At 68.9% G+C, this 15,137-nt stretch carries 9 protein-coding genes; 3 read left to right on the top strand and 6 right to left on the bottom strand.

From position 1 onward, the window contains the following. Positions 1–36: 36 nt before the first annotated feature. The 3 genes from IE278_RS37310 to IE278_RS37300 all read right to left on the bottom strand — a co-directional run bounded on the left by IE278_RS37310 (position 37) and on the right by IE278_RS37300 (position 7,071). Positions 37–4,974, bottom strand: coding sequence for an NAD-glutamate dehydrogenase (locus tag IE278_RS37310; protein WP_189779430.1), 4,938 nt, complete (start codon positions 4,972–4,974; stop codon positions 37–39). 793 nt (positions 4,975–5,767) lie between these two features. Next, entirely contained in the window at positions 5,768–6,433 is a 666-nt protein-coding gene (locus tag IE278_RS37305) for an HAD family hydrolase (protein ID WP_189779428.1), read from the bottom strand. 122 nt (positions 6,434–6,555) lie between these two features. Beyond that, positions 6,556–7,071, bottom strand: coding sequence for a DUF6912 family protein (locus tag IE278_RS37300; protein ID WP_189779426.1), 516 nt, complete (start codon positions 7,069–7,071; stop codon positions 6,556–6,558). A gap of 338 nt (positions 7,072–7,409) precedes the next feature. Here IE278_RS37300 and IE278_RS37295 point away from each other — a divergent pair, with 338 nt between their 5' ends. Continuing rightward, positions 7,410–7,922, top strand: coding sequence for an Rv3235 family protein (locus tag IE278_RS37295; protein ID WP_189779424.1), 513 nt, complete (start codon positions 7,410–7,412; stop codon positions 7,920–7,922). 360 nt (positions 7,923–8,282) lie between these two features. On the opposite strand, the gene secA is transcribed toward IE278_RS37295, so the two are convergent. Further along, a complete protein-coding gene (gene secA, locus IE278_RS37290) occupies positions 8,283–11,126 on the bottom strand; it encodes a preprotein translocase subunit SecA (RefSeq protein ID WP_189779422.1) in 2,844 nt (947 codons plus the stop codon). Positions 11,127–11,384: 258 nt separating this feature from the next. On the opposite strand from secA, the gene IE278_RS37285 reads away from it, so the two are divergent. Together IE278_RS37285 and IE278_RS37280 are read left to right on the top strand one after the other, a co-directional pair. Then, entirely contained in the window at positions 11,385–11,963 is a 579-nt protein-coding gene (locus IE278_RS37285; protein WP_189779415.1) for a GNAT family N-acetyltransferase, read from the top strand. A 74-nt stretch (positions 11,964–12,037) separates the two neighbouring features. Further along, complete coding sequence (locus IE278_RS37280) at positions 12,038–13,240, top strand: winged helix-turn-helix domain-containing protein (protein WP_189779413.1); 1,203 nt, start codon at positions 12,038–12,040, stop codon at positions 13,238–13,240. Between the two features lie 175 nt (positions 13,241–13,415). Here IE278_RS37280 and IE278_RS37275 read toward each other — a convergent pair whose 3' ends face one another. Then, entirely contained in the window at positions 13,416–14,162 is a 747-nt protein-coding gene (locus IE278_RS37275) for a response regulator (protein WP_107015873.1), read from the bottom strand. Positions 14,163–14,395: 233 nt separating this feature from the next. Continuing rightward, on the bottom strand, positions 14,396–15,088 hold the full coding sequence (hpf, locus tag IE278_RS37270; RefSeq protein ID WP_373312200.1) for a ribosome hibernation-promoting factor, HPF/YfiA family: 693 nt from the start codon (positions 15,086–15,088) through the stop codon (positions 14,396–14,398). Between the last annotated feature and the right edge of the window lie 49 nt (positions 15,089–15,137).

The raw sequence follows: 15,137 nt of genomic DNA, 5'->3' as shown, positions 1-15,137 counted from the left end.
CCACAGGGGTGCCCTTCCCACGCGCGGCCGCGGACGCTACGAGTGCGTCCGCAGCATCGTCCGCATGGTCCTCATGGCAACGGACAGATTCGCGAGATCAAACGCCTCAGACCCCTGAATCTCCTCCAGAGTCGTCCGCGCCCGCGCAAGAATCGCCACGTTCTTCTCCTCCCACGCCTTGAACCGCTGCTCAGGCGTGGAGGACCCGTTCCCCACGGCAAGCACATCCGCCGTGAGCGCCGCATGCGCCGCGTACAGGTCCTCACGAATGGACGCCCGAGCCATCGACTGCCACCGGTCGGCCCGAGGCAGCTCGATGATCCGGTCCATCAGCTGGGTGATCCGCAACCGGTCACCGAGGTCGTAGTAGACCTCCGCGACAGCCATCGGATCCTTGCCCATACGGTCACCGACCGCGACGATGTCGAGCGTCGGGAAGGCGGACGAGAACCCGGCCACGTGCTGCGCCAGCTCATCGGGCACCCCGGCCCCGGACAGCTCGTCGTAGATCTGCTGGTACCACTCCAGATCCGCGCCCCGCAGCAGGTTGGGCAGCTCGCTCCAGACCCGCGTGACCCGCTCCTGGAAGAAGCCGATCGTTTCAGCGAGCTGGATCGGCTGCGGCCGGTTGTTGAGCAGCCACCGCGTACCGCGCTCGACGAGCCGGCGCGAGTGCAGCCGGATCCGGGTCTGGACGCCCGCGTCGACCGTGTTGTCGAGCGCCTCGACGCCGTCCCACACGGAGCTGGAGTTGAAGATCGCGCGGGCCGCGGTCTGCGCCCTGACGATCTCCTCCAGGGACGCCCCGGTCTCCTCCCGCAGACGGTGCAGGAAGCTCGTACCACCGGTGTTGACCGTGTCGTTGACGAGGACCGTCGTGACGATCTCGCGCCGCAGCGGGTGGTTGTCGATCTGCTCGGCGAACTGCCGGCCGAGCGCGCTCGGGAAGTACGCGTGCAGCAGGGTGCGCAGGTACTCGTCGTCCGGCAGTGACGTGCGCAGCAGCTCGTCGGACACCGTGATCTTCGTATACGCGAGGAGGACGGCTGTCTCCGGCTGGGTCAGCCCGTGCCCGGCGTTGAGCCGCTCCTTGATCTGCCGCTCGGTGGGCATGAACTCCAGCGCGCGGTTGAGGTGGCCCGCTCGCACCAGGTGCCGCAGGTAGCGGTGCTGGGCGTGGAGCATGCTCGGCGACTGGGCGAGCGCGTTGGCGAGTGCCGTGTTCTGCGCGTAGTTGTTGCGCAGGACCAGCGTGCCGACCTCGTCGGTCATCTCGGCGAGCAGCTTGTTGCGCTGCTTGACGGTCATGTCGCCGTCCGCGACGACCGCGTTGAGCAGGATCTTGATGTTCACCTCGTGGTCGGAGGTGTCCACGCCCGCGCTGTTGTCGATGGCGTCGGTGTTGACCTTGCCGCCGGCCTGCGCGAACTCGATACGGCCGAGCTGTGTGAGGCCGAGGTTGCCGCCCTCGCCGACGACCTTGACCCGCAGGTCGGCGCCGTCCACGCGGATCGAGTCGTTGGCCTTGTCGCCGACGTCCGCGTGCGTCTCGGTGGACGCCTTGACGTACGTACCGATGCCGCCGTTCCACAGCAGGTCGACCGGTGCCGCGAGGATGGCGCGCATCAGGTCGGCGGGGGTCATCTTGCCGATGTTGCCCTCGATGCCGAGAGCTTCCCGGATGTGGCTGTTGAGCTGGATGGCCTTGGCCGTACGGGGGAAGATGCCGCCACCCTGGGACAGCAGTTCCTTGTCGTAGTCGGCCCAGGACGAGCGCGGCAGCTCGAAGAGGCGGCGGCGCTCGGCGTACGAGGTCGCCGCGTCCGGGCGCGGGTCGATGACGATGTGCCGGTGGTCGAAGGCGGCGACCAGGCGGATGTGCTCGGAGAGCAGCATGCCGTTGCCGAAGACGTCACCGCTCATGTCGCCGACGCCGACGACCGTGAAGTCCTCGGTCTGGGTGTTGACGCCTAGCTCCCGGAAGTGCCGCTTCACCGACTCCCAGGCACCGCGGGCCGTGATGCCCATCTTCTTGTGGTCGTATCCGGCGGAGCCGCCGGAGGCGAAGGCGTCCCCGAGCCAGAAGTTGTACGACTCGGCCACGCCGTTGGCGATGTCCGAGAACGTCGCCGTGCCCTTGTCGGCGGCGACCACCAGGTAGGTGTCCTCGCCGTCGTGCCGTACGACGTCGGCGGGCGGTACGACCTCGCCTGCCACCATGTTGTCGGTGATGTCGAGCAGTGCCGAGATGAAGGTCTTGTAGCTGCGGACGCCCTCGGCCATCCAGGCGTCGCGGTCGACGGCCGGGTCGGGCAGCTGCTTGGCGACGAAGCCGCCCTTGGCGCCGACGGGCACGATGACGGTGTTCTTGACCATCTGCGCCTTGACGAGCCCGAGGATCTCGGTGCGGAAGTCCTCACGCCGGTCGGACCAGCGCAGACCACCGCGCGCGACCTTCCCGAACCGCAGGTGCACTCCTTCGACCCGCGGCGAGTACACCCAGATCTCGTACGCCGGCCGCGGCGCGGGCAGGTCCGGGATGGCCTGCGGGTCGAACTTCATGGAGACGTAGTCGTGCGGTGTGCCGCCGCCCGCCTCCTGGAAGAAGTTCGTCCGCAGGGTCGCCTTGATGACGGTGAGGAACGAGCGGAGGATCCGGTCCTCGTCGAGGCTGGCCACCTGGTCGAGAGCGGCGTCCAGCTCCTCCAGGAGGGCGTCGGTCAGCTCCGTGCCCGCCCGCTGCCGGTCCGGCGACATGCGTGCCTCGAAGAGCGAGACGAGCAGCCGGGTGGTGTGGACGTTGCTGCGGAGGGTGTCCTCCATGTAGTCCTGGCTGAACGTCGAACCGGCCTGGCGCAGGTACTTGGCGTACGCGCGCAGCACCATCGCCTGCCGCCAGTTCAGCCCGGCGCTCAGGACGAGGGAGTTGAAGCCGTCGTTCTCGGCGCGCCCGGTCCAGGTCGCCGCGAAGGCCTCCTGGAACCGCTCGCGGGCGTCGTCACCGAGGTGGTCGCCGTTGCCGCCGAGCGACTTGGGCAGCCGCAGACCGAAGTCGTAGATCCACGCGGAGGCGCGGTCCGGGCAGCGCAGCTCGTAGGGCCGCTCGTCGGTGACCTCGACGCCGAGCTGGGTGAGGACCGGCAGGACGGCGGAGAGGGAGACCGACTCGCCGATGCGGTAGATCTTGAAACGGCGCTCTCCGGGGGCGGCGCCGACCGGCTCGTACAGGCTGAGGTCGAAGTCCTTGCCGTCGCCCAGCTCCTCCAGACGGACCAGGTCGGCGACCGCGGTACGCGGGTTGTGGTCGGCCTTGTAGCCCTCGGGGATGACGTTGCCGTAGCGGCGCAGCAGTTCGGCCGCGCGCTCCTCGCCGCACTCGGCGTTCAGCGCCTCGGCGAACCCGTCGGCCCAGGAGCGGGCGGCCTCGACGAGCCGCGCCTCGATGCGGTCCTTGTCGGCGTCGCTGAGCTGCGGCAGCTCGGTGCCCTGCGGGACCCGGACCACGAAGTGCAGCCGGGAGAGGATCGATTCGGTGTTCCAGGCGGTGAAGTCGACACTGATGCCGCCCAGTTCCTCCTTGAGGATGTCGATGATCCGCAGACGCACGCCGGTGGTGTAGCGGTCGCGCGGGAGGTAGACGAGCGCCGAGTAGTAACGCCCGTACTCGTCCTGGCGCAGGTAGAGCCGCAGCCGGCGCCGCTCCTGGAGGTACAGCACGGACGTGACGATCGCCCGCAGCTCGTCGGGCGGGGTCTGGAAGAGCTCGTCGCGCGGGTACGTCTCCAGGATCTGGAGGAGGTCGCGGCCGTCGTGGCTGTTGGGCGAGAAGCCCGCGCCCCGCAGGACCTCGGCGACCTTGCGGCGGATGACGGGCACACGGCGCACGGACTCGGTGTAGGCGGCGGAGGAGAACAGGCCCAGGAAGCGCCGCTCCCCGACCACGTTCCCGTCGGCGTCGAACTTCTTCACGCCGACGTAGTCCAGGTACGACGGCCGGTGCACGGTGGCGCGGCTGTTCGCCTTCGTCAGGACGAGGAGCTTGTGCTCACGGGCCTTCGCGCGGGCGTCGGCGGGCAGCCGCTCGAAGGACGGGCTGACCGGGTGGCTCTCGTCCTCGCCGTGCTGCGGGTCGGAGCGCAGGACACCGAGCCCGGTACCGGGGATGGCCGCCAGCGAGTCGTCGTCGTGCAGCTCGTACTCGCGGTATCCCAAGAAGGTGAAGTGGTCGTCCGCGAGCCAGCGCAGCAGTTCGCGGGCCTCCTCCACCTCCTGGTCGCGCAGGTCGTCGGCGGTGGGCTCCTTGGGCAGCTCCTCGGCGATGCGCAGCGCCGAGTCGCGCATCTTCTCCCAGTCCTCGACGGCCTCACGGGCGTCGGACAGGACCCGCAGCAGGTCGGTGGTGATCTGCTTGAGATCGGCGCGGTCGGTCTCGCGGTCGATCTCGACGTGGATCCAGGACTCGATGGAGGCGTCGTGCGGGAGGTCACCGGTGGGCCGGGTCTTCAGGACCTCGATGAGCTTGCCGGTGAGGTCGCGCCGCACGACGAACTGCGGGTGGATCACGACATGGATCCCGCGTCCCTGCCGGGACAGCTCGTTGGTCACCGAGTCGACGAGGAAGGGCATGTCGTCGGTGACGACCTCGACGACGGAGTGGCTGCAGGTCCAGCCGTTCTCCTCGACGGTCGGGGTGTGGACCCTGACGTTCGCCGTGCCCTGGGGGCGCTTCTCGGCCAGCCGGTAGTGCGAGAAGGCGGCTCCGAAGACATCGACCGGGTCGCGGTCTGCGAGGTCCTCCGGGGCGGTGTGCAGGTAGTAGCGCTGGAGGAACGCGAGCAATGTGTCCTGGTCGGGAGCGCTCGCGCCCGTCTTCCCGGTCGGCAGGTGAAGATTCCCCCCCACCGGGCTGTTCTCAGCAACCCGGGCGGCTCGTTCGAGCAACTCGGCCTTGGCTTCGTCCAGCTTGGTCTGCATTGTCCTCTGGCTCCTGTCGCGCGCCGTTGCGTGACGTCGTAGAACGTGAAGTGACGTAGCGCCGCGACGCGGGGTGTCCGGTCTGATCCGACGCTATGCCGCGATGAGAGATGAGCGGGGCGTTATCGGCCATATTTGGCGGCTCCGGAGGGTGTGACCCTGATCTCGGTGCCTGTTCCGCGGCTGCCCGCTCGTGGGGACCAGCGACCGCCCGGTCACGGATGTCGTCCGTGCGGTCCGGGCGCAGGGCAGGGGCAAAGATGCCCCCGCGACGTATCGCGCTGATCACGCACCAAGGCTATCGCCCCTGCGGGGGGCCACGTCATGAGCCGCATGTGTACAAAAGAGGGATCACCTTTTTGACACATTGCACAGTTCACCCACCCAAAACTCATGCCCCTCGCGAGCCGCGGCGTCTTTGAGAGCCGCGGGGAACAGCACAGCCCTTCGCCCGCCCCCCCCAGGGGCGCGGGGAACGGCGCAGTCTTTGGCTTTGAGGGGCGCGGGGAACGGCGCGGTCTTTGGCTTTTAGGGGCGCGGGGAACGGCGCAGTCTTTCGCCCTCCAGGGCCGCAGGGAACAGCGCGACCCTTTGCCTGCCCTCTAGGGGCGCGGGGAACGGCGCGGTCTTTGGCTTTTAGGGGCGCGGGGAACGGCGCAGTCTTTCGCCTTAAGGGGCGCGGGGAACGGCGCAACCAGCCACAGGGACCCCGCACCCAACTCCCACCCCCGGCCAACGGCCAACGGCCAGAGCCACAACGCTCAAGCCACCCCACCGGCCGAGGCCGAAACACTCACGCCGCCAACCACTCGGCCAGAGTCACCGCTTCGGCAAGCGTGTCCACCACCGGCACCCCCACCCCCTCAAGACTGGCCCGACTGTGCGACCCCCCGGTGTACAGCACCGCCTTCGCCCCCACATGCCGCGCCGCGATCGCGTCGTCCGCCGCGTCCCCGATCACCACCGTACGAGCGGGATCCACTCCCGTCAGGGCTCTCAGATGCCGCACCATGTGCTCGGCCTTGCTGCCGCCGGACGGCCCGGTCCGCCCGTCGACCCGCAGGAAATGGGGCTCGATCCCGAACCCGCGCACCAGCGGGACCAGTTCCTCGTGCCCGTACATGCTCAGGATCGACTGGCTCCGCCCGGCCGACACCCACCCCGCGAGCAGCCCGGGCACTCCGTCGGTGAGTCCGCACCCCACCCGGTGCTCCAGGTAGTACCGGTGGAAGATCGCATCCATGACCTCCCACTCCTCGTCCGTCGGCAGCCGCCCGATCAGCCGCTCGTAGAACTTCGGCACGGGCACGCAGTACAGCTCCCGGTACCGCTCCAGCGTGATCGCCGGTATGCCCAGCTCGGCGAACGCCGCGTTCGTCGCGCCGATGATGGCCTGGTTGTCGTGGAACAGGGTTCCGTTCCAGTCCCAGACGATATGTGTCGCTCCGCGCATCCCCATATCCAAAAAGTACCCGGCACCACTGACAAAGCCCCATATGTGCTTCGAGCGTGCTGTGAGAGCCCCTACCTCACCAAACGCGCTCCGGACGCGCCCTGGACGCGCCCCGGTCACGCCGCGTGTCAGTCGCCGAGCCCCACCAGGTTCGGGATCTCCTGCGTGGCGAACCACAGCAGCTCGTGGTCCGCGGCCCCGTCCACGACGAACTGCGCGTCGTCGTCGCCCCGGTCCGCCGCGCCCAGCGCGTCCGCGGCAGCCGTCACCTCCGCCTCCGCGTCGTCCGAGTCGACGTGTACGGCCGCCGCGTCGGACAGCGCCACCGTCGCACCGACCCGCAGCTCACCGAGGGACGCGGGGTCGAGCCCCAGACCGGGATCGGCGACCGCGGCCCCGTCCGGCACGTCGACGGCGACGACGACCCGCCGGCGCGGGGTGCCGGGATCGAGTGCGACCAGCCGCAGGGAGGCGAGCGCGGCCCGGTTCAGCGCCGCGTACTCCAGTTCCTCGATGTCGTCGGAGAGGTACCACTCGCGCAGCGCGGGCGTGACGGCGTACGCGACGAAGGGTGCCGAGCCGAGCTCGCCCGTCTTGTACGCCTCGGCGAGACCGGAGAGGGTCAGGGGGACGTAGACACGCATGGCTGACCGCTTTCGTAGACGTGGTTCCGTGGGGGACACCGCGGGGGCTGCGTGGGCGGGTCCCGCACCTCCCGGAAGGTCTTCAGGATACGTGCGGGTGTCCCCTTTCGAGTCCGCACCCACCCCTGCCCGGACGTCCACCCCCGTCCCGCCCGTCACCCGGTACGCCCCGGTCCCCCCAAGCCCACCGCCCCCTCCCGTCCCCCTGATAGGTGAACATCCCGCCGGCCCCGGCGCCCGTCCGCCCCGCTTGCGGCCGCTCCCCCTTCCCCCGTACAAGATCCCCAACGGAAAGTTACCGACCGGTATAAGCCGGTCCGACCGAATGGGGCTCCGCCGTGAACAAGGTGATGACCAGGACGAGGCGCACCCAGGGCACCCGACCCCCCGTCCGCCACGACACGCGCCGCCCCGGCGGTGCCGCACCGCGCACGACGCCGAGGGGCGCCCCCGGCACGCCACGGGCCAGGACGGGCCCCGCCGCCGCTCCCCTGCGCACACCGCCTCCGCAGCCCCGCCCCACCGACGTCTTCGCCGACCGGCTCGTCGAGGTGCTCAGCGGGCACCGCCCGGTCCACTGCATGCTCCGGCACACCGCGGGCCGGGCCTACGACGAACTGGCCTGGCTCGCCGAACGCAGCCCGCTCCGCACCCGCGGCACACGCCCGTTCGTCCGGGACATCGGCTACTACGTCGCCCGCCCGGGCGCCGTCGAGGCCTTCGCCCGCATCGGCGCGGGCGACCGGCTCCGCGCCATGGCATTCCGCCTGGAACAGGGCCCGGACCTCCGCTGGCGCTGCACAGCAGTAGAACTGGGCGGCACCCGAATGCCCCCCACCCAGGACACATAACCCCCAAGCCACCCACTTGGAACGGCGCCCCGCTTCTAGGGACGCGGGGACCGGCGCACGCTTCTAGGGGCGCGGGGAACTGCGCACGCCTTTAGCGGCGCGGGGAACTGCGCACGCCTTTAGGGGCGCGGGGAACTGCGCACCCCAGCCACAACCAACCCGCACCCAACAACCAACGCCCACTCCCCCGACCCGTCCCAAAGGCCAAGGGCCGGGGACCTAGGGACCCCGGGCTTGGGCTTGGCCTGGACCTGGACCTGGACCTGGACCTGGACCTGGACCCAGCCCAAGGCCAAAACCCAACGCAAAGGGCCGGGCGCCCACCGGCACCCGACCCTTCACACCCCGCAAAGCGCAACGTCACTTCTTACGCCGACGCCCACTCTTCTGCTGCTTACGCCGCTCAGCCCGAGTAAGCCCATCCGACTCCGACCGCACCGGCTCGCCATCCGTGGCGAAGTCACCCTCGACGACCCCGCCCTCCCCGTCCACCGTGGGAGCGGAGAAGTGCAGCCGATCCGGCCGCTGCGGAGCATCGAGCCCCTTGGCCCGAATCTCCGGACGGCCACCGCCCCCCGCGGGAACCGCGTCCTTCTTGTCGAGCGACGGCTTCGCGTCCTCGACCGGAACCTCCTCGACCTGCTGCTCGACCTGGACCTCCAGGTTGAACAGGTAGCCGACGGACTCCTCCTTGATGCCGTCCATCATGGCGGTGAACATGTCGAAGCCCTCGCGCTGGTACTCGACCAGCGGGTCCTTCTGGGCCATCGCGCGCAGCCCGATGCCCTCCTGGAGGTAGTCCATCTCGTAGAGGTGCTCGCGCCACTTGCGGTCCAGGACCGACAGCACGACCCGCCGCTCCAGCTCACGCATGATCTCCGAGCCGAGCTGCTCCTCACGGGAGGCGTACTGCTCGTAGATGTCGTCCTTGATGGACTCGGAGATGAACTCGGCGGTCAGACCGGCCCGGTCGCCGGCCGCCTCCTCAAGCTCCTCGACGGTGACCTTCACCGGGTAGAGCTGCTTGAAGGCGCCCCACAGCCGGTCGAGGTCCCAGTCCTCGGCGAAGCCCTCCGCGGTCTCCGCGTCGATGTACGCGTCGATCGTGTCGTTCATGAAGTGCTGGATCTGCTCCTGGAGGTCCTCGCCCTCCAGGACGCGGCGGCGCTCGCCGTAGATGACCTCGCGCTGCCGGTTGAGGACCTCGTCGTACTTGAGGACGTTCTTACGGGTCTCGAAGTTCTGCGTCTCGACCTGCGACTGGGCGGAGGCGATGGCACGGGTGACCATCTTGTTCTCGATCGGCACGTCGTCCGGCACGTTCGCCATCGACATGACGCGCTCGACCATCTGCGCCTTGAAGAGCCGCATCAGGTCGTCGCCGAGGGACAGGTAGAAGCGGGACTCGCCCGGGTCGCCCTGTCGGCCGCTGCGACCGCGCAGCTGGTTGTCGATACGGCGCGACTCGTGCCGCTCGGTGCCCAGCACGTACAGCCCGCCGAGGTCCTTGACCTCTTCGAACTCGGTCTGGACGGCCTTCTCGGCCCGCTCCAGGGCGGCCGGCAGCGCCGCGGCCCACTCCTCGATGTGCTCCTCGGGGTCGAGGCCGCGCTGACGCAGCTCCGCCTCGGCGAGGTCGTCGGGGTTGCCGCCGAGCTTGATGTCCGTACCGCGGCCCGCCATGTTCGTGGCGACGGTGACGGCGCCCCTGCGGCCGGCCTGGGCGATGATCGGCGCCTCGCGGTCGTGCTGCTTCGCGTTCAGCACCTCGTGCTGGATACCGCGCTTGCTGAGCTGCTGCGAGAGGTACTCGGACTTCTCGACCGAGGTGGTGCCGACGAGGATCGGCTGGCCCTTCTCGTGCTTCTCGGCGATGTCGTCGACGACCGCGTCGAACTTCGCGACCTCGGTGCGGTAGATCAGGTCCGACTGGTCCTTGCGGACCATGGGCCGGTTGGTCGGGATCGGGACGACACCGAGCTTGTAGATCTGGTGGAACTCGGCCGCCTCGGTCATCGCCGTACCGGTCATGCCGGAGAGACCGGGTACTTCCTTGCCGTTGTGGTCGTGGCGCTTGTAGAGGCGGAAGAAGTTCTGCAGGGTGATCGTGGCGAGGGTCTGGTTCTCGTCCTTGATGTCCACCCCTTCCTTCGCCTCGATCGCCTGGTGCATGCCCTCGTTGTAGCGGCGGCCGGCGAGGATACGGCCGGTGTGCTCGTCGACGATCATGACTTCGCCGTCGATGACGACGTAGTCCTTGTCCTTCTTGAAGAGCTCCTTGGCCTTGATGGCGTTGTTCAGGTAGCCCACCAGAGGCGTGTTCACCGACTCGTAGAGGTTGTCGATGCCCAGCCAGTCCTCGACCTTGGCGACGCCGGGCTCGTGGATGGCGACGGTGCGCTTCTTCTCGTCGACCTCGTAGTCGCCGGTCTCCTCGATGCCCTTGAGGGTGTTGCCCGCCTCGCCCTTCTTCAGGCGCGTGACGAGCTTCGCGAAGTCGCCGTACCACTTGGTGGCCTGGTCGGCGGGGCCGGAGATGATCAGCGGCGTACGGGCCTCGTCGACCAGGATCGAGTCGACCTCGTCGACGATCGCGAAGTTGTGGCCGCGCTGCACCAGTTCGTCCTGCGACCACGCCATGTTGTCGCGCAGGTAGTCGAAGCCGAATTCGTTGTTCGTCCCGTACGTGATGTCGCAGGCGTACTGCTCACGGCGCTGGGCCGGTGTCATGTTGGCGAGGATGCAGCCGACGGTCAGGCCCAGGAACTTATGGACGCGGCCCATCATCTCGGAGTCGCGCTCGGCCAGGTAGTCGTTGACCGTGATGAGGTGGACGCCTTCTCCGGAGAGGGCGTTCAGATACGCGGGCAGCGTGCCGACCAGGGTCTTGCCCTCACCGGTCTTCATCTCGGCGACGTAGCCGAGGTGCAGCGCGGCGCCGCCCATGATCTGTACGTCGTAGGGGCGCTGGCCGAGGGCGCGCTTGGCGGCCTCGCGCACGGTCGCGAACGCCTCGGGCAGCAGGTCGTCGAGGCTCTCGCCGTCCGCGTACCGCTGCTTGTACTCATCGGTCAGGGCGCGCAGCTCGGCGTCGGAGAGGTCGACGAAGTCCTCTTCGATGGACTTGACCTGGTCCGCGATGCGGTGCAGCTTGCGCAGGATCTTTCCTTCGCCTGCACGCATGATCTTCGAGAGGACGGACACGAGGGTTTGTCTCCTTGCCGGTCGGGCCTGGGACTGTCGGTTTCAATGGCAGATTCAAATGACAGATTCAAATCACAGCTTGAGCAACGGCCATCGTAAGCGAGGACCCCACCGCGCCGGGAGGTCTGCATGTGACAGCCACAGAGACAACGGGCGGAGGATGCGGAAGGTGCCGCACTGACGCCACGAAACGTGACGGCGACCTCACACAGTGCGAAAGTGATGGCTTCCTTACCGAAGCCCGAGCAGAATCGGCCGATGGACCCCGTCACACTGACTTCCGAACGACTCCTGCTGCGCACGGTGGGAGCACACGACACCGACGCCGTGTTCGACGCCGTCCAGGATCCCGACATCCAGCGCTGGACCACGATCCCGTCGCCCTATCTGCGCGAGCACGCCACGGCCTTCACCGAGCAGATGGTGCCCGACGGCTGGGCGGACTGCTCGATGTTCACCTTCGGTGTCTTCCTGCCGGTCGGCGGTGAACTCGCCGGCATGCTCGCCGTCACGATGCGCGGCCTGGGTGTCGGGGAGATCGGTTTCTGGGCGGCGAAGGAGCACCGGGGCAACGGCTACATCACCGAGGCCGCGCTCACCGCCTGCCGCTGGGCCTTCACCCAGCGGGCCATGGACCGCGTCGAGTGGCGGGCCGAAGTGGGCAACACGGGCTCCCTCGCGGTCGCCGAACGCGCCGGTTTCGTCCTGGAGGGCACCCTTCGCGCGGGCGTCAACAACAAGGGCGTACGCCGCGACTGCTGGGTGGGTTCCCTGCTCCCGTCGGACCTCGGACTGCCGTCCACGGCGCCGTACCTTCCCACGCCCCCGCGCCCCTGACTCCCCGCCCGTCCGCACGAGATCGCCCGGGCCGGCGGGCGCGATTGTCAGTGGCACCGCCTATCGTGCGGACCATGACGAGTCTGCCGCGCCCGACCGCCGAACTCTCCGCCGACGAGGCCCGTCGGATCGCCCTGCGCGCGCAGGGTTTCCTGGGCGCCCCCGACCGCAGGGGCGGCGTCCGGGGCGTGCTGCGGCACCTGGGCGCGGTCCAGCTCGACACCATCTCGGTCCTGGCCCGCTCCCACGAACTCATCCCGTACGCGCGGCTCGGTGCCGTCGGCCGCAGGACGGTCGACGAGGCGTACTGGACCCCGGCGCCCGTCGGCACGACCCCGCCCCAGCCGCACGTCTTCGAGTACTGGTCGCACGCGGCCTGCATCCTGCCCGTCGAGGAGTGGCCGCACTTCGCCTTCCGCCGCCGCGCCTACCGCGCCCGCCCGCACTGGAACCACGCCCTGCCGGACGGCACGTACGAGCAGGTCATCAAGCAGCTGAAGGCCGAAGGGCCGCTCACGGCCACCGACTTGGGCGGCGCGAAGAAGACCAGCGAGTGGTGGGACTGGTCGGGCACCAAGGTCGCCGTCGAGCGCGCGCTGATGTACGGCGAGGTGGTGTGCACGGAGCGCCGCGGCTGGAAGCGGGTGTACGACCTCGCCGAGCGGGCGATCCCGGACGCGCTGCTGCACGACGATCTGGACGACATGGAGTGCCTGCGCCGTCTGGTGCGGCTCGCGAGCCGCTCCCTGGGCGTGGGCACCGTCGCGGACATCGCCGACTACCACCGCCTCAAGCGCGAGCAGGTCGACGCGGTGATCGCGGAGTCGGGCCTGGTCCCGGTGACGGTGTGGGGCTGGTCGAAGGCGGCCTGGGCGGATCCGGCGGCCCTGGAGACGACCCCGCGCGGCCGTCATCGCACCACGCTCCTGTCGCCGTTCGACTCGTTGGTCTGGGACCGGGCGCGCACGGAGCGGATCTTCGACTTCACCCACCGCCTGGAGGCCTACGTCCCCAAGCCCAAGCGGGTGTACGGCTACTTCGCCATGCCGGTACTCGCCGGCGGCCGGCTGGTCGGCCGCGTGGACCCGGCCCGCGACGGCGCCACCCTGGTCGCCAAACAGGTCACCCTGGACAGCCCCAAATCCGTCCCGGCAGTGGCCCAGGCCCTTCTGGAGGCGGCCACCTGGGTGGACTGCACGAACGTCCGAGTGGAACGAGCAAACACACCCCAACTAAGAGAAGCCCTGACAACAGAACTATCCCAAACCCTGAACTAGCCCCAAGGCTCAGGTCCCTTCCAGGGGCGCGGGGAACGGCGCCAAGCCCGGCAGGGACTCTTTTAGGGGCGCGGGGAACTGCGCAGAAGCCCCGCAGGGGCTTCTCAGGGGCGCGGGGAACGGCGCACCCAGCCCCCACCACCCCGCGCTCCAGCCCTAGCCGCCCGCCCCACCGCTAACGAATCTCAAGAATCTTCTCCCGCATCGCGTACACAACCGCTTCCATCCGCGAGTGCAACTGCAACTTCTCCAAGATGTTCCGCACATGGTTCTTCACGGTGTTCTCGGAGATGAACAACTCCTTGGCGATATCCCGGTTGTTCATCCCGGTGGCCACCAGCTTCAGAACCTCCAGCTCACGATCGGTGAGCCGAGGCGCCGGCACGAGCCGCCGCTCATCCGTGCGCTGGATCATCGACTTGAACTCGGTCAGCAGCTTCGACGCCATCGAAGGACTGATCTGCGACTGCCCATCGGCCACCGCGCGAATCGCCGTGGCCACTTCGTCCGTGGAGATCTCCTTCAGGAGATAACCCGTGGCCCCCGCCTTGATCGCGTCATAGAGGTCCGCTTCCTCATCACTGATCGTCAGCATGATGATCTTCGCGCTGGGAGCGACCTCCTTGATGGAGGTGCACGCCTCGATCCCGCCGCGCTTCGGCATCCGCACATCCATCAGCACGATGTCGGGCAGCAGATCCGCGGCCTTGTCGACCGCCTCCGCCCCGTCCCCGGCCTCCCCGACGACCTGGATGTCCTCCTCGGCGGCGAGCACGATCTCCAGGCCGCGGCGGAAGAGCGCATGGTCGTCCACGACAAGGACCCGGATGGGCTCCTTGCCCGGCGAGCCCGCGTCCGGGCCCATGCCGACGACGCCGTCGTCGGCATCTTCGTCACGCATCGGTCCGAAGCTGTCCGCCATGGGTCCTCCCCCTGAAGGCCGTGGCCTGATTTCCTGTGCCATCACCAACCCCACGCGATGACACACCGGTTGAGGCCGGTACGGCCATGATTTCATGCCCGGACGACAACGGGATGACAGAGCGGGGCACTGAGGGGTCACACACCGGTGCCCCTGGGGGCGCGCGAGCGCTCCAGGGGCACCGGCCGGGGCCGTTCCCCCAGCCGGAGGCCGGGGAAGCTCACCGAACGGGGTCAGCCACCCAGCGCCCCGCCGGGCGGGGCCTGCTGCCCCTCGGCGACCATCGGGTCCGTGTTGAGGTGGATGACGCCGTAGTCGTAGGCGTGCCGCCGGTAGACGACACTCGGTTCCTTGGTCTCGGAGTCGACGAACAAGTAGAAGTCGTGCCCGACCAGTTCCATCTCGTAGAGCGCCTGGTCGAGCGTCATCGGGGACGCGACGTGGGTCTTCTCGCGGACGACGAGGGGGCCGTCACCCTTCACCTCGAGCGAGCCGATCTTCTTGGTCGGCACGGCCTCGGGCTCTTCGTCGTGGACGACGCTGCCGTTCCCGTCGAGCGTCGCCGCGTCCGGGACGTGGTCGGCGACCTCGGAGGCCGAGATCCTGCGGGCGCCGCGGCGTGTGTACCGCTTGTCGTGCTGCTTGCGCAGCCGCGCCTCCAGCTTGTCCGCCGCCAGGTCCAGCGCCGCGTACGGATCGCTTGCCGCTGCCTCCGCCCGGATCACCGGACCGCGGGAGTGGAGCGTGATCTCCACTCGGTCTGAGCGGTCGGCCTGCCGAGGGTTCAGCTCCTTGGACACCTCGACGTCGAGGCTGATCACCTTGCCATCGAGCTTCTGGATCTTCTCCAGCTTCAGCTTCTCGGCCACGTGCTTGCGGAACCGCTCAGGCACCTCGGTCTTGCGGCCCTTGACGACGATGTCCACGCAGAACTCCGTTCCCGGATCGCTCCGCATCGACGGCGGAGCATCTCCC

Source organism: Streptomyces tauricus, assembly GCF_014650955.1.
Lineage (GTDB): Bacteria > Actinomycetota > Actinomycetes > Streptomycetales > Streptomycetaceae > Streptomyces > Streptomyces tauricus.
This window is presented reverse-complemented; position numbering and strand designations above follow the sequence as displayed.